General features: G+C 46.8%; 22 protein-coding genes. 7 read left to right on the plus strand and 15 right to left on the minus strand.

All coding sequences use genetic code 11. The features are described 5' to 3' along the window. Positions 1 to 2 precede the first annotated feature (2 nt). Together H1R82_RS09060 and H1R82_RS09065 are read left to right on the plus strand one after the other, a co-directional pair. Positions 3 to 821, plus strand: coding sequence for an ABC transporter ATP-binding protein (locus H1R82_RS09060; protein WP_181731849.1), 819 nt, complete (start codon positions 3 to 5; stop codon positions 819 to 821). 181 nt (positions 822 to 1002) lie between these two features. Next, complete coding sequence (locus H1R82_RS09065; protein ID WP_309544811.1) at positions 1003 to 2436, plus strand: MATE family efflux transporter; 1434 nt, start codon at positions 1003 to 1005, stop codon at positions 2434 to 2436. Positions 2437 to 2485: 49 nt separating this feature from the next. On the opposite strand, the gene ric is transcribed toward H1R82_RS09065, so the two are convergent. Together ric and H1R82_RS09075 are read right to left on the minus strand one after the other, a co-directional pair. Then, positions 2486 to 3190, minus strand: coding sequence for an iron-sulfur cluster repair di-iron protein (gene ric / locus H1R82_RS09070; RefSeq protein ID WP_232333877.1), 705 nt, complete (start codon positions 3188 to 3190; stop codon positions 2486 to 2488). Positions 3191 to 3292: 102 nt separating this feature from the next. Next, on the minus strand, positions 3293 to 5599 hold the full coding sequence (locus tag H1R82_RS09075) for a nitric-oxide reductase large subunit (protein WP_181731816.1): 2307 nt from the start codon (positions 5597 to 5599) through the stop codon (positions 3293 to 3295). 264 nt (positions 5600 to 5863) lie between these two features. Here H1R82_RS09075 and nadA point away from each other — a divergent pair, with 264 nt between their 5' ends. Next, on the plus strand, positions 5864 to 6820 hold the full coding sequence (gene nadA, locus H1R82_RS09080) for a quinolinate synthase NadA (RefSeq protein ID WP_181731817.1): 957 nt from the start codon (positions 5864 to 5866) through the stop codon (positions 6818 to 6820). 109 nt (positions 6821 to 6929) lie between these two features. Here nadA and H1R82_RS09085 read toward each other — a convergent pair whose 3' ends face one another. Beyond that, positions 6930 to 8255 (minus strand): sensor histidine kinase, encoded by a 1326-nt coding sequence (locus tag H1R82_RS09085; protein ID WP_181731818.1) that lies wholly within the window; start codon positions 8253 to 8255, stop codon positions 6930 to 6932. Between the two features lie 3 nt (positions 8256 to 8258). Then, positions 8259 to 8945, minus strand: coding sequence for a response regulator transcription factor (locus tag H1R82_RS09090; RefSeq protein WP_181731819.1), 687 nt, complete (start codon positions 8943 to 8945; stop codon positions 8259 to 8261). Between the two features lie 198 nt (positions 8946 to 9143). Between H1R82_RS09090 and H1R82_RS09095 the strand changes: the two genes are divergently transcribed. Further along, on the plus strand, positions 9144 to 9389 hold the full coding sequence (locus tag H1R82_RS09095; RefSeq protein ID WP_181731820.1) for an SHOCT domain-containing protein: 246 nt from the start codon (positions 9144 to 9146) through the stop codon (positions 9387 to 9389). Between the two features lie 72 nt (positions 9390 to 9461). Here the strand turns inward: H1R82_RS09095 and H1R82_RS09100 are convergent, their stop codons facing one another. Together H1R82_RS09100 and H1R82_RS09105 are read right to left on the minus strand one after the other, a co-directional pair. Then, positions 9462 to 10031, minus strand: a complete 570-nt coding sequence (locus H1R82_RS09100) for a hypothetical protein (protein WP_181731821.1) — start codon at positions 10029 to 10031, stop codon at positions 9462 to 9464. Position 10032: 1 nt separating this feature from the next. After that, positions 10033 to 10533 carry a snapalysin family zinc-dependent metalloprotease gene (locus H1R82_RS09105; RefSeq protein ID WP_181731822.1) on the minus strand — a complete coding sequence of 167 codons (501 nt, stop codon included), beginning with the start codon at positions 10531 to 10533 and terminating at the stop codon, positions 10033 to 10035. Positions 10534 to 10824: 291 nt separating this feature from the next. On the opposite strand from H1R82_RS09105, the gene H1R82_RS09110 reads away from it, so the two are divergent. After that, positions 10825 to 11394 (plus strand): dihydrofolate reductase family protein, encoded by a 570-nt coding sequence (locus H1R82_RS09110; RefSeq protein ID WP_181731823.1) that lies wholly within the window; start codon positions 10825 to 10827, stop codon positions 11392 to 11394. A 41-nt stretch (positions 11395 to 11435) separates the two neighbouring features. On the opposite strand, the gene H1R82_RS09115 is transcribed toward H1R82_RS09110, so the two are convergent. Beyond that, complete coding sequence (locus H1R82_RS09115; protein WP_181731824.1) at positions 11436 to 12254, minus strand: class I SAM-dependent methyltransferase; 819 nt, start codon at positions 12252 to 12254, stop codon at positions 11436 to 11438. Positions 12255 to 12446: 192 nt separating this feature from the next. Here H1R82_RS09115 and H1R82_RS09120 point away from each other — a divergent pair, with 192 nt between their 5' ends. Next, entirely contained in the window at positions 12447 to 13115 is a 669-nt protein-coding gene (locus tag H1R82_RS09120; RefSeq protein WP_181731825.1) for an SOS response-associated peptidase, read from the plus strand. A 64-nt stretch (positions 13116 to 13179) separates the two neighbouring features. Here the strand turns inward: H1R82_RS09120 and H1R82_RS09125 are convergent, their stop codons facing one another. Both H1R82_RS09125 and H1R82_RS09130 read right to left on the minus strand, forming a co-directional pair. Continuing rightward, positions 13180 to 13380 (minus strand): glycine zipper domain-containing protein, encoded by a 201-nt coding sequence (locus tag H1R82_RS09125; protein ID WP_198058692.1) that lies wholly within the window; start codon positions 13378 to 13380, stop codon positions 13180 to 13182. 91 nt (positions 13381 to 13471) lie between these two features. Continuing rightward, on the minus strand, positions 13472 to 14119 hold the full coding sequence (locus tag H1R82_RS09130; RefSeq protein WP_181731826.1) for a DUF4272 domain-containing protein: 648 nt from the start codon (positions 14117 to 14119) through the stop codon (positions 13472 to 13474). A 163-nt stretch (positions 14120 to 14282) separates the two neighbouring features. Here H1R82_RS09130 and H1R82_RS09135 point away from each other — a divergent pair, with 163 nt between their 5' ends. Continuing rightward, entirely contained in the window at positions 14283 to 15476 is a 1194-nt protein-coding gene (locus H1R82_RS09135) for a trans-sulfuration enzyme family protein (RefSeq protein ID WP_181731827.1), read from the plus strand. A 136-nt stretch (positions 15477 to 15612) separates the two neighbouring features. Here the strand turns inward: H1R82_RS09135 and H1R82_RS09140 are convergent, their stop codons facing one another. From H1R82_RS09140 to H1R82_RS09165, 6 genes are all read right to left on the minus strand, one after another. Next, positions 15613 to 16152 (minus strand): Imm6 family immunity protein, encoded by a 540-nt coding sequence (locus H1R82_RS09140; RefSeq protein ID WP_181731828.1) that lies wholly within the window; start codon positions 16150 to 16152, stop codon positions 15613 to 15615. 348 nt (positions 16153 to 16500) lie between these two features. After that, positions 16501 to 17019 carry an Imm6 family immunity protein gene (locus tag H1R82_RS09145; protein WP_181731829.1) on the minus strand — a complete coding sequence of 173 codons (519 nt, stop codon included), beginning with the start codon at positions 17017 to 17019 and terminating at the stop codon, positions 16501 to 16503. 313 nt (positions 17020 to 17332) lie between these two features. After that, the gene (locus H1R82_RS09150; protein ID WP_181731830.1) at positions 17333 to 17659 is read right to left on the minus strand and encodes an SMI1/KNR4 family protein; all 327 of its coding nucleotides are present in this window, start codon (positions 17657 to 17659) and stop codon (positions 17333 to 17335) included. 220 nt (positions 17660 to 17879) lie between these two features. Continuing rightward, positions 17880 to 18320: an Imm6 family immunity protein gene (locus H1R82_RS09155; RefSeq protein WP_181731831.1), complete on the minus strand. Its 441-nt coding sequence runs from the start codon at positions 18318 to 18320 to the stop codon at positions 17880 to 17882. 59 nt (positions 18321 to 18379) lie between these two features. Beyond that, positions 18380 to 18883: an SMI1/KNR4 family protein gene (locus H1R82_RS09160; protein ID WP_181731832.1), complete on the minus strand. Its 504-nt coding sequence runs from the start codon at positions 18881 to 18883 to the stop codon at positions 18380 to 18382. A gap of 155 nt (positions 18884 to 19038) precedes the next feature. Continuing rightward, positions 19039 to 19557, minus strand: a complete 519-nt coding sequence (locus H1R82_RS09165) for an Imm6 family immunity protein (RefSeq protein WP_181731833.1) — start codon at positions 19555 to 19557, stop codon at positions 19039 to 19041. Positions 19558 to 19597 lie beyond the last annotated feature (40 nt).

Here is a 19597-nt window from a genome sequence, read left to right on the forward strand (position 1 = left end):
ACCTGAACCGTCAACCTTTCGGAACCCGGCTCAACTTGAAAGACTTGCAAAAACAATACGACGGCCGTTTGATTCTGGATCACATCAACCTGCAAATCAACCCGGGAGAATTCATCGCCGTGGTTGGCCGCTCCGGCACCGGAAAAAGCACATTGCTCCGATTGATTGCCGGAATCGAAAAAACCAGCAGCGGAAACATAATTCAAGACGGAGAATTTCTGACCGGAGTCAATCCGGCGGCCCGCATGATGTTTCAGGAATCCCGCCTGTTGCCATGGAAAAAAGTTTTCCAAAATGTTGCCCTCGGCATCCGGAACAAGCAGCAACGAAAAGAAAAAACCGAATTGATGTTGGAAAAAGTGGGACTCTCTCCGTATAAAGATGAATGGCCCCGTATTCTCTCCGGCGGGCAACGGCAACGGGTGGCGCTGGCCCGTGCCCTGGTCAGCCGCCCCCGCCTTTTGTTGTTGGATGAACCCTTGGGTGCTTTGGATGCATTCACCCGGATCGAAATGCAAAAATTAATTGAAGAACTGTGGCAAGAACAAAAATTCACTGCTCTGTTGGTGACGCATGACGTCGAAGAAGCAGTGACCCTGGCAGACCGGGTCATTTTGCTGAAAGACGGCAAAGTCGCAACCGACATTCCGGTAACTCTTCCCCGGCCCCGCCAAAGAGACGATGCACATTTCTCTTCCTTGGCAGGCCGGATCCTGAACGAAGTCATGGACACCTCCCAACCCGGCCGGAACGAATCATCCGCATCTTCCCATTCCCCCGAGAAACCTTCAAACTGGCTCCCCGAACCTTCGCGCTTATAACCAACATGCCAGACAAAATGTCTGGCATGTTTTTATTTGCCAATCATTTACTTTTATGAACAATAAAAATAAAATTAGATTATCATTTTCATAAAGATTTTCTTTAAACAATATGGTATGATGCTAAAGGGTTTTTTTGTGAAACCCTCTAAAAAATGACCTGAAAGAAAGGGGGATCAACGTGTCTCAACAAGAACAAACCATATCAGCCAGGAAAATCCCTGAATCCAAAAAAGAGCGTTCGATAGATTTTTCTTTACCGATTTGGAAGACGATGATCCCGTTTTTGATTCCATTAATTTTTAGCAATGCATTGCAATCTTTAGGCGGGACGGTCAGCTCCGTTCTGATCGGAAAACAGCTGGGAGAAAATGCTCTGGCAGCGGCCAGCACGGTATTTCCGCTGACCTTCTTTTTGATCTCCTTTGTGATTGGCCTGGGAAGTGCCAGCTCCGTGCTCATCGGGCAGGCTTTCGGAAGCAGAAACACGGAGAAAATGAAAGAAACCGTCGGCACTTCGCTCACTTTTAGTTTTATTTTGGGAGTCATATCTTTAATCATCGGTTGGTTATTTTCAGACCAATTGCTCTCCCTCATGGGAATCTCGGAGGAGATTAAAAGCGATTCTTCCAAATTCATGCATGTTCTTTTTACGGGATTGCCCTTTTTGTTTCCTTATGTGATTTACACCACCTTGTTGCGGGGAACCGGAGATTCGAAAACGCCCTTTTATTTTCTGGTCGTCAGCACAACCCTGACCATTTTGCTCACCCCCCTGTTTTTATTCGGATGGGGCGTTCCGCAGATGGGGCTGGAAGGAGCGGCGCTGGCTCAAATCATCGCCAGCCTGGTGACGTTTATCCTGTTGATCCTTTATTTGTTCAAAGTGCAACACCCGCTTGCCTTGGACAAAGATACATTGAAAATGCTGAAACTGAACCCGCAAATTTTGCGATTGATGGTAAAAATCGGGTTGCCGACCAGCATCCAAATGGTTGTCATCTCCGTTTCGGAATTGGCCATTGTCACGTTTGTCAACCATTTCGGGGCCAAGGCAACGGCCGCTTACGGAGTCATTAACCAAGTCATTAACTATGTGCACATTCCGTCCATGAGTTTGTCGATCGCCGTGGGCATCTTCGGCGCCCAACTCATCGGGGCCAATCTTCAGGAAAAGCTGGAGGAATTAATCAAAACCACTGTATGGTTGAACTACGTGGTCGGCGGCTTTTTGACCATTCTCATTTATGTGTTCAGCCGCCCGATCCTGTCCATGTTCTTGACGGACCCGTCCACCATTGACATCACGCAAAAGTCTTTGTTCTTCACCTTGTGGGCGTTCACCGTGCTCGGCCATGCGGTGATTTTATCCGGATTGATGCGCTCCAGCGGTACTGTTTTCTGGCCCACCGCCATCATTATCGCAACCATCCTTTTGGTGGAAATCCCATGTGCGTTTGTCTTCTCCCGGCTGTTTGGCTTATACGGCGTGTGGATGGCTTATCCGGTTTCCTATTTCGCCACACTTCTCGGGCAATACATCTATTACCGGAAGTATTGGAAAGGGAAAAGGCACCAACAATTCTTCGAACAGCCGAAACCGGCCAATGGATGATTTCTGCCAAAGAAGAGCCCGTGAATCCCAAGATTCACGGGCTCTTTGTTTATTTCATTTCGCTTTTAAGACGCGGGAACAAAATGTTGTTTTCCAAATGAATGTGTTGGAACAAATCCGCTTCCAACCTCTCAAGCATGTGAAAGGTCAATGCATATGTCCGGCACGCCCCTTCCGGCAGTTTGTACCCATTGGTAACCTCTCTCATTTTCTTGAGGAGCTCCCCGGTCTCACTGTGCTCCGATTCCAGGTCATCTGCAGCTTGCACCGCTTTTTCAATCACCTGTTTGGAACCTGTCTTTTCAAAAACCGCAATCATCGGGAAAACCACTTCTTCTTCCGAAATCAAATGTTGCTCCAAGTCCATTTTTAATTGGTGGAACAACCGGTGCAATTCAGCAAGTTCAGGATGTTTCGGACCGTGTACACGAAGAATTTTCGTGGTAAACCCGCCAAGCAGAGGAAGTTCTTCGTTCAAGTATGCATGATGATGGTGAACGATATGGTTCATCAAATCCGTGTAAGGGGCTTTTCTCCAGTCCGTATTCCCATCTGGTTGTTGATTGGCTTTTTCGTAAGCTTGATTCAACCGTCCGAGAAACGATTCAGGATTTATTTCTTTCTGACGAAGAGCGGTCAACAGGGTCCGGTTGCCTCCACAACAAAAATCAATGCCGTATTCCCTGAATAAATGACCGGCCCCGGGAAACTGAGAGACGATGTCACCGATTTTTTCTGTTCCGTCAAATTTCATCATTACACCAACCCCGCTTTGTTTCAAAATTCATCTCCGTAAATCCCACTGGCTTTTCAACTTAATGTTAAAGCAGGCATGAACCCTTGGCTGTGAACAGGGTCACATCCCTCCGCCGGATTTGCGAAGGTGAAACATCGCCCGGACCACCGCCCAAACCAGCGGGACAACACCCGCCAGGATGAAAATGCTGTCCGGGATGATCCGAAGCCACAACAACACTCTTACCAGCCCGTCTTGATAGAACGAAGGATCCCTTGCAACCCAGAAGCCTTGTTCAAAAGCGGTTTGCAATTGAACCATCCCGACCGGAAGCAATGTGATCAGGATCATGCCCGCTAAACCGATATTCAACCCCCAACAGGAAATCTTTAAGATTTTATCCGTTTTCCCCGTCCATTTCTCCGGCCGGACAATATTGCGCAGGGTAAAGAGAAGGACGGCAATGGCAAACATCCCGTAAACCCCCATCATCGCACCATGTCCGTGAGCCGGAGTGAGGAACGAACCGTGCTCGAAGTAAGAAACGGACGGCAAATTGATGAGGAAGCCAAGCACCCCGGCTCCAATCAAATTCCACACCGCCGTTGAAATGAGAAACCAGAATGACGCGCGATACGGAAATTTCGAACCTCCATCGACCAACACTTTATATTGACCATAAGCTTCCAATATCAACAAAGTCAGCGGAATCACCTCGATTGCGGAAAAGACCGCCCCCAAGCCGATCCACAGATCAGGCGCCCCGATCCAATAGTAATGGTGACCGGTGCCGATCACACCGCCGGCCAACAATACAATTAATTGAAAGTACAACGCCCGGATGGTTGATTTTTTGGTGACCAGTTTCATTTGAACCATGAGGAAACCGATGATCACCACGGCAAACACTTCAAAAATCCCTTCGACCCAGAGGTGAATGATCCACCAGCGCCAGTAATCGGCATAAGTGATATTGGTTCCGGGATCATAGAAAAAGGCAAAGATGTAGAAGAACGGAACGGCAATGGCCGAGTAAAAGAGAAGATGCAACAAACCGCCTTTATCCGTTTCCGAACGGAGACCATCTCTGAATCCCCGCCATACAATGAACAGCCAAAGCCCCATTCCGATGGCGAGCACCCATTGCCAGATTCGTCCCAATTCGAGGTATTCCCATCCTTGGTGTCCGAGCAAAAACCAAAGGTTCCCGAGATACCCGTTCACTCCCAGCCATTGCCCGGTCATACTGCCCGCAACCAATATCACAAGGGACCAGAAAAGAATATCCACCAATAAACCTTGCCGTTTCGGCTCTTTTCCCCCGACCAGGGGAGAAACATAAATTCCGAGCCCCAGCCATGCCGTGGCGATCCAAAAGATCGCCAGTTGCAAGTGATACCCTTTGGCAATGTTAAACGGCAACATTTCGGCAATCCAATCCCACCCGTAAAACGAGCCGGGTTCCAAATAATAATGGGCAAGCAAACCGCCGAACCCTGTTTGAACCAAAAACATTAATGCCACCACGAGAAAAAATTTACCGGTCTTGATCTGGCTTGGTGTGACCCGGTTGGACGACAAATCAAACACGGGGAATCTTCCCGGTTTATATGCTTCATGCATGTCCAATTTATATCGCTGGTAAAAGTAAAGCACCAAGCCGGTCAATCCGATTAAAAGCGCCACACTGGCCGCACTCCACCAAATGGTTGAGTATCCCATCTGATTGCCGGCCTCCGGATCATAAGGCCAGTTATTGGTATAAGTGGACGTGCCATCCGGGCGCTCCGTACCGGATAACCATGCAGTCCAGAAGAAGAAATCGGCAATTTGTTCGAGCTGATTCCCTTCAGCCACCCATTTCCGGTCTTTCAGAGGCATATCCTCTTCATGGATCAAACCGGGCAGAATCCCGTGCCCGTCACCTTTGGTGAAAATGTTGACATAATGCTTCCTTACTTGTTGCAAGGCATAGACCTGTGCATCCGTCAGCATCAATGTATCGGTTTTTGCATTGTAGCGATTCTTCTTCAATTCATTTTTCACTTTTTCCTGAATCACTGCTTTTTTGTCGGCAGACAAGTTTGAAAACGGTTGATGATACATCTGCTTTGCTTTATAATCTTGCATGGCGGTAACCGTCAGATGCAGGGTTTCTGCGGTATAATCAGGCCCCAAATAAGATCCGTGGCCCAATACGGATCCATAATCCATCAAACCGTATTTTTGATATACCGCCTGGCCTCCTTTGATTTTCTCAGCGGTTGTCATCACTTCACCATGTGGGCTTATGACTTTGGCCGGGCGCGGGGCCATCTCCTTATAAATCCAGAAACCGCCGGCCAATAATACGGTAAAACTGATGATAATCGTGAGGACCAGGCTTTGTTTCAAGATCGACAACGTTGAATCCGATAAACTTTTCATCGCTCATCCCTTCTTGTTTGTGATTGAAACATTCCTGTTTCGACTTCCATATAATCAGATTCGCTCCATCCTCTTTGTGATTTCATTCACATGAATCCGAAATGGAAATTTTCATTCATTTCCAACCCTCACCTGTCCCAAATTTCTCCGGAAAACCCCATCCCTTTTGGTCAAAATGCGAAATATATCACATTGAATCCAAGGAAGGATCTCTATACTGGACATGGATGTTTTATCAAACCTCCAACGGAGAGGAGTCATTCCATGTCTGTTGCCAAGAAATCTGAACTCATTGAGGAAATTCAAAAATGGAAAACGATGCGAAATGCCATCATCCTCGCTCATAACTATGAACTTCCGGAAATTCAGGATATCGCTGATGTCCTCGGGGATTCCTTGACGCTTGCACGGGCCGGAATGGCCACAGAAGCAGAAGTCATCGTCTTTTGCGGCGTCCATTTTATGGCGGAAACGGCCGCCATGCTGAGCCCGGATAAAACCGTTCTGCTTCCGGACCTTGAAGCAGGCTGCTCGCTGGCGGATTCCATCACGGCCGCGCAACTTAGGGCGTGGAAAGCGGAACATCCCGAAGCGGTGGTGGTCGCCTATGTCAATACCACCGCGGAAGTCAAAGCGGAAAGTGACTATTGCTGCACTTCTTCCAACGCCGTGCAAATCGTTGAATCCATTCCGGAAGACCAAGAAATTCTTTTTCTGCCTGACATGTTTCTCGGTTCTTATGTCCAGCGCGTCACCGGTCGCAAAAACATGCACATCTGGATGGGCGAATGCCATGTGCATGCCGGGATCCGGGCCCATCAAGTGGAAAGCATGTTCAAAAAACATCCTGACGCGGAACTGCTTGTTCACCCGGAATGCGGATGTTCCACCTCCGGCATGTACTTGATGGCCGAAGGAGCCCTTCCAAAAAGCCGGTCCCATATCTTATCCACGGGAAAAATGTTGAACCATCTGAAACACTCGCCGTCTGACGAATTTATTGTCGCAACGGAAACCGGCATCCTTTACCAAATGGAAAAACAAAACCCCGGAAAACAATTTGTTCCGGCCAATCCGGAAGCCGTTTGCCCCTTTATGAAAATGACCACCTTGCCCAAAGTGCTGGATGCCTTAAAGGAAAACAAACATGTGATCAATGTGCCGAAGGACATTTCCGAAAAGGCCAAACGGGCCATCGAAAGAATGGTTTCCATCGGATAAGCATAAACCGTTTCAAGAACAAACCTTTGAGATCGCTTACAAACCAAAGGCATCCGAAAATGACAAACCACCTCTTTTTCAAAAAGAGGTGGTTTTTTTCAGGCAGTTTTCAAGAACATTCATGAAGCGGAAGCCGCCCGGTAAAGACAGCCCCTTTTCCAGGCTGATTTCCGGCAACCAGATCCCCTTCGTGGGCATGGAGGATCCGTCTGGCAATCGTCAGTCCCAGGCCGGTTCCCCCGGTTTTGGGATTTCTTGATTTTTCCGCCCGGTAGAAGGGCTCAAAGACATGGGGCAAATCCTGCTCCGGAATTCCCGGTCCGGTATCGGCAACCGTAAACACGACTTGATTTCCTTCCTTGCGCCATTGCACGCAGATTTCGCCTCCGGAAGGGGTGTAATTAAACGCATTGTCCATCAGATTGAGCACGGCCCGTTCCAGTAAGTGTTTGTCCCCCCTCACCAAACATTTTTCCGTTTGCCCCTGCACGTAAATCTCAATGTTTTTGGTTTGTGCGACCAGCCGGTAATGATCCAGGATTTCTTCCATCCAATCTCCAAAATCAAACGTCTCGCCCCGGACCGCGGCCGACGGCTCCTGAAATTCCGTCTTTGCATAGGCAAACAGATCCGAGATCAACCGCTCCAACTGTTCAGCTTTTTGCCTGCACACATGGATATACCTCTCCATTTTTTCCGGGGACCGGACCAATCCTTGCTCCATCCTCCATAAACTGCCCCGCAAAACAAACAGCGGCGTGCGCAGGTCATGGGCGATGGAAGAGATAAAAAAGCGGCGTTCTTCTTCCAATTTTGCCTGTCGGTTCAACGACTCCCGGAGGCTGTCCCCCATCTTCTCAAATGCCGCCCGGACTTCGTCCACTTCCGTCAACCGGGAGGCAGGCAGCCGGAAATCCAAATTCCCTTTGGCAATTTGTTTGGCAGCCACACTCATGCCCGAAAGAGGCTTCAACACATATTTCCCCATCAGCCAGCCAATGAGAAAAATCGTGGCAATGACCGCAAAAACGGCGGATAAAACCGCAAACACCTGCTGATGGTTGTTCAGATACAGGTGAACCATACCCCGGACTTTTCCGTTTTCAATCACGGTCATTTGCCGGCTGTTCCATGGGCTGGGATGCGGGTGGCCCGTTTGAAAAATTTTATGGCCGGACGGATCGGTGATGAAGACGGGAATCCCGGAAGACGCATACCGGTTTTGGAAGGCTTGTTGCCACGCGGGATTTTTCCACTCATCGACATGCTGCGTGATGTCCCGCATCATTTGGTCAGCCAAAGCCTTCTTGGATTCGGTTTGGTGTGCCACAACCGGCTGAAGCACAAAATCCGTGAGGGTGTAAAACAATCTCGGTAACAGCACCATGGCCAACAAACCGGCAAAGAGAAACTGGCGGATTCGTAATGTTTTCATGGTTTATGCTCCTTCAAAACGGTATCCGACTCCCCAAACGTTGACTATCCATTTGGGATGATTGGGATCTTCTTCGATTTTTTCCCGGATTCTGCTGATATGCACAACCACCGTATGTTTGTCCCCCACCCCGTCCCAGAATTTTTCAAGCAATTGATCATAAGTGAACACTTGGCGGGGATGTTCAGCAAACAAGAGGAGAATGTCGAACTCTTTCGGGGTCAGGGAAACGGGTTTGCCATGCACGAAAACCTCATGCGCCCGGACATCCAAGAGGAGCGGACCATACCGGAGAACCGCTTTTTGCGGGGCGACTTGTTTCCGGTATCGGCGCAGAACGGCCTTGACCCGGGCCACCACTTCCACCGGCGTGGCTGACTTGACAATATAATCGTCCCCGCCGATCCCAAGCCCCCTGATTTTATCCATGTCTCCGTCGCGGGCGCTTAAAAACAAAATGGGGACATCATTGTTTTTCCGGATTTCACGGCACAGTTCAAAGCCGTCCTGCCCGGGCATCATCACGTCCAAAAGGATGCAATCCACCGGCACCTGATTCAACAGTTGCCGCGCCTTTTCCGCATCCAAAGCCTTTTCCACCCGATATCCCTCATCTTCCAAAAAATCCTGCATCAATTCCACGATTTCTTTATCGTCATCCACTACCAATATGGTCTCTTTCCTGTCCATGGCGAACCTCCATGCATCCAAAAATCAACTTCATCTTAACACAGCCATCCCGCCCGTTTGAAAAGATAAGCAATTCCTGATGGATTCGTGACCGGTCTGTGACTTTTTCACAAATTTATTTGTGATGAAAAAAATGTATCTTATACACATGCAAGGCAGTCATGATTGTCTGACCATATCAATCAGAGAGGTGATCTTATGTTTTTAACCGTACACCCGGCAACCCATGCTCCCTTTTTTCCTTTTTTCATTTTTCCCATTGTATTCTTCTGCCTGCTGATCACGGCGATTTTGATCTTCCGGTTCATGAACCGCCGTTACGGGTGCCGTTCACATTCTGCCGGTGTCCATCTGGAAGCTGAAGAAATTTTAAAACTTCGCTTGATCAACCATGAAATCAGCGAAGAAGAATACTTGAAAATGAAAGAACTACTGAAGAAATAACCGACCGGCCGGCAGAACAAAAAAGGAGTCAGGAAACTTGTCCTGACTCCTTTTCCCTTCAGAAAAACCATGCTACCGGCTCCCCGGTTCAAACGGAATTTCATTTTCAATACCCCGTTTCATCTCTTCAATGGCTTTTTGCGATGCTTCATCAAAGACCATGTCCCCGTCACCAGTGGTTGAAACCTCTTCCTTGACGGTCAAGGGAACATCCCCGGCATTGGGAACAAGCGTGTACCAGTCGTGAACCGAATCGTAAACCGTGGCAAACAGGTAGATATTCCCGGGGATCAGCATCCGGTCACCGTCAATGGTGAAAAAATCCCCGTTCTCGTCAAAACCGGCTTGTTGGTTCACCATCACCTTGCCCGCCGCTTTTCCTTTGAGGGTTTCGATCACTTGCACATCAAACCGGGTTTCAGGAATGGCGCCCGTTGGGTTGCTCCCGGACTTTTCAACCACCTTGCCGATAAAAATATCACTGGAAAAACCGGAAAGCTTTCGCGGATCATTGATATCCGTCACATAAGATGCGGCCGCATTGATCACTTCGGGCTTTTGTTTGGAAATGTGTTGATACACGACGATCACACCGGTGAAAAGAAACAGCAGTGCCACCACGATGACATGGCGCTTTTTCATATCAGTCCCTCCATTTGGCATAATAATCTTGCCGGTCATGGTGCGTCGGTGTGTTATAGGGGTTACAGGTGGAACATTTATACATCAAAATTTTTCGGTAGCTGTATTCTTCGTGATCCCCCAAACCCAGAGCATGCCCCATTTCATGGGCGGCCACGCGGGCTTGAACGGGCGTCGTATATTTGTCCATGTAATAGATATTCAAATGGATGGTATCCGCACCGGATTTCGGCGTGTACAGCCCGTCCCAGCTTGCCGTGGAATAATTGGCATCGTAAAAAATCAAATCCGGTGAGCTTGCCGGATAAACAGAGATCGTCGTCAGCTGGTTCCAGGCATAATCCGCATGGTCGACCGCCTTCAGATAACGGGACGAATTTTTATATCGAATCGCTCCATTTTTCACCGAATCCGCGTCAATGTAATGAGCTGCATATCCGCTTGGAAGCAAGCCGAAAATAACCGCCAAAGCAAGAAGCAAAAGAAAGGTGATTTTTTTCAATCCATGAACCTCCTGCTTGTCCATCGATGATCTAATGCGATTTTATCATAAAAATATTCCCAATATAAATAAAAATATAACGATATTACATGGTATGTTCCATTCTCTGGTCAGAATCCGGCTGTTTCCGGCTCATGGTTCATTTTTCTTCCCGTTGCACCGTCTCATGATCTTCCGCAACCGTTCCCCATTTTCCTTTAAACAGTTCACCAAAAACATTGCCTTGACTCCGACGGCTGTTCATGTATCATATATATTCCAATCAAATCTTGGCAGAAAGGGAGCAAAAGGATGTCCGTTCACACCAACCCGAGAAGAATCCTTTTGGATTTGGCCGTGACGTTGGATGGTTTTATTGAAGGGAAGAATGGAGAAATTGATTGGTGCATCATGGAACCGGATATGGACTTCATTTCCTTCCTGAATCAAATCGACACGATTCTGTTTGGCAGAAAAAGTTATGAAATCTGGGAACAATACCGCCCGCACGCTGAAGCACCGGAGATGGAAAAAGAAATTTGGCAACAGATTCAACGCAAAAAGAAAGTTGTCTTCTCCCGGACTCGGACCGGTTCCGGCCCGCAGGCAACGTTCATCCATGACCATCTGTATGAAGAAGTCATGAAAATCAAAAACCAGCCCGGCAAAGACATTTGGCTGTATGGCGGCGCCGATCTCATCGCCACGTTCATCGATTTGGGGCTGGTGGATGAATTCTGGTTATCCGTTCACCCGGTTGTTTTGGGCGAAGGCAAACCGTTATTTACCGATTTGAAACAGAGGCTGAATTTAAAACTGGTGCAAACCCGGACGTTTTCTTCCGGTGTGGTGCAACTGATCTATCATCCAAAAGACAAATAAAAACCATACGCTTTTGGGCGTATGGTTTGGATTGGGTTGTGTCATTTTTCGGCGTGAATGGTGATATGCCCGAACGTTTCGGTTTGGTTAAACAATTTAATCATAAAGAAAAGCCTTTCTCTGGCCTCCCCGGACTTCGCCGCATTTTGCAAAATCTCAATGGTTCGGTCCCACCCCTCGTCATACAGGAGACCATCCAGGGTTAACAGGGACATCTCTCCTTCTTTGAATTCCACCTTGGAAAAGGGGGTTTGGGCATAGATGCCCTCCCATTTTTTCCGGTCCAATGGTTTGACGATCAAATTCAACGCATAATACAACAACTTGACCACAACCGGGTTGTCCGGCAAGGGAACATCCATGATATGTTTCACCATTTTCAACATTTCTTCGGTCGGCTGCCGTTTGATCAACAAATCGTGGGTTCCCAGTTTGCCGCCTTTTTTCAAAACCCGGTAATACTCATTCAAAGCTTTGATTTTATCCTGATCAGGCAGCATTGTCAGCATGGCCTCATTGATCACACCGTCAAACGTTTCATCCGCAAACGGCAAATCTCTGGCATCGGCCCTTTGCAGGGTGATTAAATGCTCCACCCCGGCCTGCCTGATATTCTTTTCCGCCTTTTTCAAACTGTCTTGATGCAGGTCCACGCACACAATGCGGCAACCGTATGTTTTGGCCAGATGCACCGCCGTGGTCCCCATGTTTCCCGCGACTTCCAAAAGACAGGAATGTTCATCCGGTTGCAGATGATCAATGATTTTCTGCGTTCCTTTTCTTCCCCCGGGCCGGAGAACCGTTTTCCCCAGACTTGCCAGAAACAGATGCCCGGGCAATTTTGCTGTTGGTGCCGGCATTTTTTTCACCTCGTTTTGTTCCTGAACCTTGATCAGGAGGTGTCCTCTTTATCTTAATGAAAATGGACCGTGCCCTTCCGTTAAATCCATCACACTTGGCCTCCCGGGTTTCCTCCGCCCGGGTTGACCGAAAAACCTGCTTTCTCTATGATGGGGAAAAAGGAAAACTCCTGCTTGGGATGGGGTGATCTTATGTGCGGTCGTTTTTCGCTGGCCATGGATTTCAACCTTTTGCAAGAAAAATTCCGGTTCACGTTTCCCGATGCGTGGAACCCGCGATACAACATCGCTCCCAGCCAACCCGTGCTCACGGTGACCCGGCAGGGAAACCGTCGTGTCGGACAACCCATGCGATGGGGGCTGGTTCCCTTTTGGGCCAAGGATCCCAAAATCGGATACAAAATGATCAATGCCCGGGCGGAAACCTTGAACGAAAGGCCGGTTTACAGGCATCCTTTCCGCAAACAACGCTGCTTGATCCCGGCGGACGGCTTTTATGAATGGAAAAGAAGCGGAAAAACCAAACAGCCTTACCGGTTTCAAATCAAGGGCGGGGAACCGTTTGCTTTTGCCGGGCTGTGGGACCAATGGAAACAAGGAACGGACCTTTTGTATACCTGCACCATTATCACCACCCGGCCCAATGCCCTCGTCGGTGAAGTGCACAACCGGATGCCGGTCATCCTGAAGGAAGACGACTACGAAACCTGGCTGGATCCGGAAATGGACAACCCCGTTGTTTTGCAGTCGCTGCTGGAACCTTATCCGGAAGATCAAATGGAAGCTTATCCCGTGTCACAGCGGGTCAACTCCCCCAAAAACGATGATCCGTCCCTCATCGAACCGGCGGATCAGGGATAAGCCCCGGCCAATATAAAAAACCAGGGATGATCTCCCTGGTTTTCGTTCGCTTTGCAAGCAAACATTATTCTTTCTCTTCTTTGTTGTTTCTGAACGCATAACCGGCTCCGCCCAAACTGACGCCAATGGCAACCCCGATCGCGATCCAAAGCGGCAGGTTATCCGTGGCCATCCCAATGCCCACACCGATCGCAATGCCGATCGCCATGCCGGAACCCAATGACTTTCCTGCTTTGTTCTCTTGATCCTTTTGATCTTTAGTCACGCTGTTACCTCCAATAAAAAAATACGAAACCATCATACCCCTATGTATATACCCGAAAAATAAGAATTTGAACCATACAACAGCTATGCCTTTAATCATCCCATTCGTCAATCAAACCGCAAACCCAATTCCACGCATGGATGCGTTCATAGGCGACCAACATGTCAAACAGAAGCATTTCTTCTTTTTCATAAGCTTCGACTTGTTGATGGTAAATTTGCAAATGTCGCTCCAGCATTTGTACAATCTCTTCCACCGGACGCAACCGGGCTTTCCCGATAAAGGCTTCCAGGGAATCGCCCGGCATCGGCAACACATCCTGCATCACGGTGCCGTCACACCGGTCGACCGGCGGTTCCAGGGATTCAACCAAATCGAGGCTCCATAACAACGCAAGCAAACCTTCGATACGCCACGTCAAGAGATGCGATTGCAGGGCTTGTTGCTTCCACCGGATTTCTTCCGGGGAGAGACCGGAAACCGGAATCCGGAAAATCTCTTTCTCCCGCGGACTCAAATATTCCCACAACCCCTCTTCGCGCGCCCATTTCACCACCTCTTCCGGCGCATGATGAAAAATCACGCCCTGCAACAAATGAAGCTCCAAAGCCCGCCGGGCCACATCCTCCGCCGGACGCACGCTCACTTCCCTTCTCTTTGGCTCAACCGGGAAACCGAAGATCATCACCGCACGCTCCCCGCTTGGATCCATCACGACTTGTTTCTGCGTCTCCGCCATTGGCCAACCCCTCTCTCTTCTAAAAATTCACCCATGCCATTTTAACAAAAAACATTTTATATTCCATCAACTCCATTTTCGAATTCATAAATTTACTGGAATCCTTTCACCATTATGATAAAATCGATCCAAGCTCAATTGAAAAAAGAGAGGGAGTGGGAGTATGAATCAACACGATCGCAAGGATTCCAACCTTCGACACGAAACCTTGGTCACACATTCCGATGACAGCATCACAAATGACGGAACCGTCTCTCCGGCCATTTATTACTCGGCCACCTTCGTCGCAGAAAACGCCGAAGCATTTGCCGATATGGCAAACACCCCCCGCCATCCCCGGTACTATACCCGTTACGGCAACCCGGTTCACGAACGGGTCATAAAGATCATGTCGGAGCTTGAAGGAACCGAAACCGCATTGGTGACCGGCTCCGGGATGGGAGCAATTGCCACCACCCTTCTCTCGCTGGTCCGTGCCGGAGATCATGTGATCGCACAAACCCGGCACTATATGAGCACTGCCAAAATCATGGATGAAATGCTGCCGCGATTCGGGGTGGAGGTCACCGTGGTGGAACAAGCAGACACCGCCGCTTTTGAAGAAGCCATCCGGCCCAACACCAAACTGATCATGGTGGAAACCCCCGCCAATCCCACCTTGGTTGTCACAGACCTTGAGGCGGTGGTTAAACTGGCCAAGTCCCGCGGCATACTTGTCGTTTGTGACAACACCTTTGCTTCTCCCATCAATCAGCGGCCGCACGATTACGGGGTGGATGTGGTTGTGCACAGCGCCACCAAATATTTGGGCGGGCACCATGATCTCACCGCCGGGGTCATCTGTACGAGCAACGAATTGGCGGAACAAATCTGGCAAACCCACCTTTCCCTCGGCTCCGTGCTGTCCCCCATGGATGCCTGGCTTCTGCTGCGGGGACTGCGCACGCTTCCGATGAGGATGAAACAAATCAACGCCAATGCGCTGGCTTTGGCTGAGTTCCTGGAAAACCAGCCGCAAGTGGAAAAAGTGTTTTACCCCGGCCTCCCCAGCCATCCGCAACATGAACTCGCCAAGCGGCAAATGAAAGGCTTCGGGGCCGTCATCGCTTTTTCCATCAAAGGCGGTTATGAAGAAACCCGGCGCTTTGTCTCTTCATTAAAAATCTCCCGGCATGCCGTCAGTTTGGGCGGTGTCGACTCCCTGGTCGTCCATACGGCCGCCATGTGGGCAGGAACGATGACCGAAGAACAAATGCGGACCTCCGGCATCCAACCAAACTTTGTCCGCTTTTCAACCGGCATTGAACATATCGAAGACCTCAAAGCCGATGTCAAACAAGCCTTGCAATCCATCTGACCAAAGCATAAGGCAAAGGGAAGTTCCCTTTGCCTTTTGTATAAACATTTGATTTTCATCTTGTGCAATCGGGACGATTAAAAGGGGAAATCCCCTTCATATATAACGCCAAATATAGCGGAAATGTTCCACTGAATCATTTTTGCGCAATCAAGTTCAACAATTCTTCTCTTTTCATCTTCTTGTCTCTGCCTGCCGGATGGTTTTTCATCAGGTATTGTTTTAATCGCTCGGCCCATTCTTCTTGGTAGCCGTCTACTTTTTTTATTTCTTCCATAAACACCTCATCGATAAATTCATCATGTGCGATATTAACGGTTTGAGGACAATGATTTAACTCACCATCATAAACATAGGCTTGTCTTGTGGCACAGGCTGCTGCATACAATACACAGTCAAACACTTGCTTTACTTGGGGATCACCTGAAACCGGCATCTCACAGTCGATTTCTTCAATATAGACAACAAATAACCCTTGATCTTCATCGTCTTCTAACTGGTCATACAGTTCGTCACCACGATACTTCTTTCCCTCCACCCATTCCCAGCATATATTCATCGTTTCTCTGATTTGAGAATACCATCGGTAATTGACCAATTTATCAATTACTCTCTCTGTCAATGTTAATACGAATGCCACTTTCGCATCGTCATTTACATAATTATACCAATGCATTCGTTAACCCTCCGTATCAAACAATGATAATATTTATACCATTTCTCTATCTTTTTACTATGAAGAAATGTTTTCTTTAAGCTTCTCCTCCCTCTGAGATTTCAGATGCAATTAATCCCAAGAGGTTACCAATGGCTGCTTCCAAGAAGGTCATTTTGTTTTAATTTCCCTTCCATTCAGGGCCATGCTGATCACAAATGATAAAGCCATATCACTGAGCACGGCACACCTCCCATGATGGAACAAAGATACATCAAGAAACCCAAGAAAACAGCCCGCTCCTTTCAACCGGAGCGGGCTTCTACAAAGACAAGAAATGGTGCAACAAATGACCCATTGAATCCTTTTTTATGCAATCAAGTTCAACAACTCTTCTCTCTTCATCTTCTTGTCACTTCCTGCCGGATAATGTTTCAGCAGGTATTCCTTTAAACACTTAGCCCATTCTTCTTGATACCCGACTGTTTTTACTATTTTTTCCATAAATTCATCTATCGTCCTATCACTTTCACCTTCAAGAGATTGCGGCAGATATTCTTTTTCATATTGATAGGCTTGCCAGCACGTATAACACACTGCATCCAATACACATGCCCAGACTAATTTTACTTGGGGACTATATACTTTATCGCTCTCATATGCCACCCCTTCAATAAAAATCAATCCTTCCTCATCTTCGTTCTCCACATTCTCATAAAGATCATCACCATGATTCTTCTTCTCTTCCACCCATTCCCAACAAGCATCCATCGATGTCCTCACTATTGGATACCAATCATAATTCTCTATTGGATCAAGAACTCTCTCTGTCAATGTTAATAAAAATGCCGCTTTCGCATCCATATTTACTTTTTTATACCATTCCATCTCTTATCACCTCCGATCCATGGGGGTTGTCACGTTGAATCTTATATCTCACCAGATATTTTCATAAAATATCAGCTGCAAATCAGAGTGATGTTTTTCGCAGTCATCCCCTCTAATAAATCCCCCCACTATATAATGGAAGGAAACATTATTCAAGAACTATTCGTCATCAACGTATAAATAATAATTTTCTTTAGCATCCAGCTTTCGTAAAAAATCTTCGAGGGATTCCGCAATGATCACCCCTGCATAATCAACCGGATGAATTCCTTCTCTTGTCTCTTGACTCAAATCGAAAAAAATCAAGTCATCATTACCCAAGAAAAAAAACGGGAACAAATGTGGATCCTCTGCGATCTCTTCCACCAGATAGTAATCTTCCCACACCCAAGATCAAATCTGCGATGGAATGGGGACCCATAATCAGGTTATCAAAAGTCCTCTGATGAAAACACATAAAGCCATATCCAATTTGTAAATAAAATTCCCTTAACTCTTTTGGAAACGTTCGATTGAGTCTTTTTTCTGCTTCTTCAACTTCACCTGTATCCAGAGGATAAAATACATGTTTATACTCAGGTGGTGCTTGAACGTTTACGGATGGAAGAACATATTTTTTTAAAAAAGAAAAGTCACTCATTGCTGTGATCACCTCCTAAGATATGATATCGGTCATTCATGATTTCACTTCCACGTCATTAAGTGACAACTCATTGAAACATGGTATGCTGTCATCTTTAACAAAACCAAAGCCCGCTCCTGTTTCACCAGAGCGGGCTTCCAAACAACATCCATGGAACCATTTTTTATGCAATCAAGTTCAACAATTCTTCTCTTCTGATCTTCTTGTCACTGCCTGCCTAATGTTTCAGCAGGTATTCCTTTAAACGCTCTGCCCACTCTTCTTGGTAGCCGTTTACTTTTTTAATTTCTTGAGTAAAATCCTCTGTCATTTCATCATCAACTGTTTCAATTGGTTGTGGAACAGCTTCCGCATTTTCATATTCATAAGCCTGCCAAATCGTATATTGCATCGCATAATTAAAACATAACCAAATCACCTCTTGCTGAGGATCTTCTGCAAACTCATAATACATGGCGACTCCCTGAGCTTCATCGTTTACAAAAACTTCATAAATATCATCGGCATGATGCTTCTTTTCTTCCACCCATTCCCAGCACATGTTGATTGCATTTCTTACATAATTTTTCCCTTCAGCCACCTGATCGATAATTTTTTCTGTTAAAACCAATAAATATGCCACTCTAGCCTCACTATTAATATTCATGTACCATTGCATTAATCTTCCTCCAAGTTATTCCTCAAAAATCCCCCACTCTATTAAATAACGGAACAGAATCAGTCCTCATCCTCTTCATAAGTGAATCGTACATAATAATCTTGTTCGGCATCTAACTTTCGTAAAAACTCTTCCAATGAATTTGCAACCTTCAAACCTGTATAATCAACGGGGTGATTTCCGTTATCTGTTTCCAGGCTTAAATCCAAAGAAATCATGATATCGTCGCCAACCTCAAAAAAAGGAAATAATTGTGGTTCTTCTGCGAATTCATCGGCCAAATAGTAATCTTCATAGACATTTTCACCCAAAAGCAGATCCGCCACGGAATCCGGATCCATGATCCGATTAATGGACATCCGATCTTTGACTGTCCACATAAAACCATATCCAATTTGTAAATAAAATTCTCTTAACTCTTTTGGAAACTTACGATTCAGTCTTTTTTCAGCAGCTTCCATTTCCCGCTTTCCAACCGGATAAAATTCGTGCTTAAAGTCCAAGGGAGCTTGAATGTGTTCAGATGGAAGGACATATTTTTTTAAAAAAGAGAAATCACACATTGTTCTGATCACCTCCAAAGATATAATATCGATCATTCATGATTTCACTTCCACATCAAGTTATGACTCATTGAAACATGGTACCCCTGCTTGTCATCTTTAACAAAACCAAAGCCCGCTCCTGTTTCACCGGAAACGGACTTCCAAACGACTTTTTATGCAATCAAGTTCAACAACTCTTCTCTTTTGATCTTCTTGTCACTGCCTGACGGATAATGTTTCAGCAGGTATTTCTGTAACCGCTCGGACCATTCTTCTTGGTAGCCGTTTATTTTTTTAATTTCTTCCAAAAATTCATCTGGCGTATTTTCATCATTGACCGGTTCAACAGGTTGCGGAACTTTATTTTGCTCACCAGCAAAGATATATGCTTGTTTTATGGTGTATGATACGGCATCCAGAACACACCAAAAAGCTGACTCTGCTTGAGAATTTCCTGAAAACGGATCTGTTAAAGTCGTGACAACAAACAATCCCTCGTCTTCATCGTCTATCTCCAAATACATGTCGAGTCCACTTAACTTTTTTTCCTCGATCCATTCCCAACACAAATCCATGGACTTTCTTATTGCAGGAAACCAATCAAATTTAGTTAATTTATCTAAAACTTTCTCAGATAAAGCTAAAAAATAAGCCGCTCTCGCATCCATATTTACTTTTTTGTACCACTCCACACTCTATTGCCTCCCAAGTTCGTTACATTGTTCCATAATG

It is taken from the genome of Thermoactinomyces intermedius (assembly GCF_013912365.1).
In the GTDB taxonomy this organism is placed as follows: Bacteria; Bacillota; Bacilli; order Thermoactinomycetales; family Thermoactinomycetaceae; genus Thermoactinomyces; species Thermoactinomyces intermedius.

Coding starts and splice junctions, on each gene's coding strand:
- H1R82_RS09090 (WP_181731819.1), bottom strand. CDS start 8,945: ATGGACAGGAAAGAGACCATATTGGTAGTGGATGACGATAAAGAAATC.
- H1R82_RS09135 (WP_181731827.1), top strand. CDS start 14,283: ATGAATCAACACGATCGCAAGGATTCCAACCTTCGACACGAAACCTTG.
- H1R82_RS09100 (WP_181731821.1), bottom strand. CDS start 10,031: ATGAAAAAGCGCCATGTCATCGTGGTGGCACTGCTGTTTCTTTTCACC.
- H1R82_RS09075 (WP_181731816.1), bottom strand. CDS start 5,599: ATGAAAAGTTTATCGGATTCAACGTTGTCGATCTTGAAACAAAGCCTG.
- H1R82_RS09130 (WP_181731826.1), bottom strand. CDS start 14,119: ATGGCGGAGACGCAGAAACAAGTCGTGATGGATCCAAGCGGGGAGCGT.
- H1R82_RS09140 (WP_181731828.1), bottom strand. CDS start 16,152: ATGCATTGGTATAATTATGTAAATGACGATGCGAAAGTGGCATTCGTA.
- H1R82_RS09160 (WP_181731832.1), bottom strand. CDS start 18,883: ATGTGTGATTTCTCTTTTTTAAAAAAATATGTCCTTCCATCTGAACAC.
- H1R82_RS09145 (WP_181731829.1), bottom strand. CDS start 17,019: ATGGAATGGTATAAAAAAGTAAATATGGATGCGAAAGCGGCATTTTTA.
- H1R82_RS09095 (WP_181731820.1), top strand. CDS start 9,144: ATGTTTTTAACCGTACACCCGGCAACCCATGCTCCCTTTTTTCCTTTT.
- ric (WP_232333877.1), bottom strand. CDS start 3,190: ATGAAATTTGACGGAACAGAAAAAATCGGTGACATCGTCTCTCAGTTT.
- H1R82_RS09085 (WP_181731818.1), bottom strand. CDS start 8,255: ATGAAAACATTACGAATCCGCCAGTTTCTCTTTGCCGGTTTGTTGGCC.
- H1R82_RS09110 (WP_181731823.1), top strand. CDS start 10,825: ATGTCCGTTCACACCAACCCGAGAAGAATCCTTTTGGATTTGGCCGTG.
- H1R82_RS09120 (WP_181731825.1), top strand. CDS start 12,447: ATGTGCGGTCGTTTTTCGCTGGCCATGGATTTCAACCTTTTGCAAGAA.
- H1R82_RS09155 (WP_181731831.1), bottom strand. CDS start 18,320: ATGCAATGGTACATGAATATTAATAGTGAGGCTAGAGTGGCATATTTA.
- nadA (WP_181731817.1), top strand. CDS start 5,864: ATGTCTGTTGCCAAGAAATCTGAACTCATTGAGGAAATTCAAAAATGG.
- H1R82_RS09115 (WP_181731824.1), bottom strand. CDS start 12,254: ATGCCGGCACCAACAGCAAAATTGCCCGGGCATCTGTTTCTGGCAAGT.
- H1R82_RS09150 (WP_181731830.1), bottom strand. CDS start 17,659: ATGAGTGACTTTTCTTTTTTAAAAAAATATGTTCTTCCATCCGTAAAC.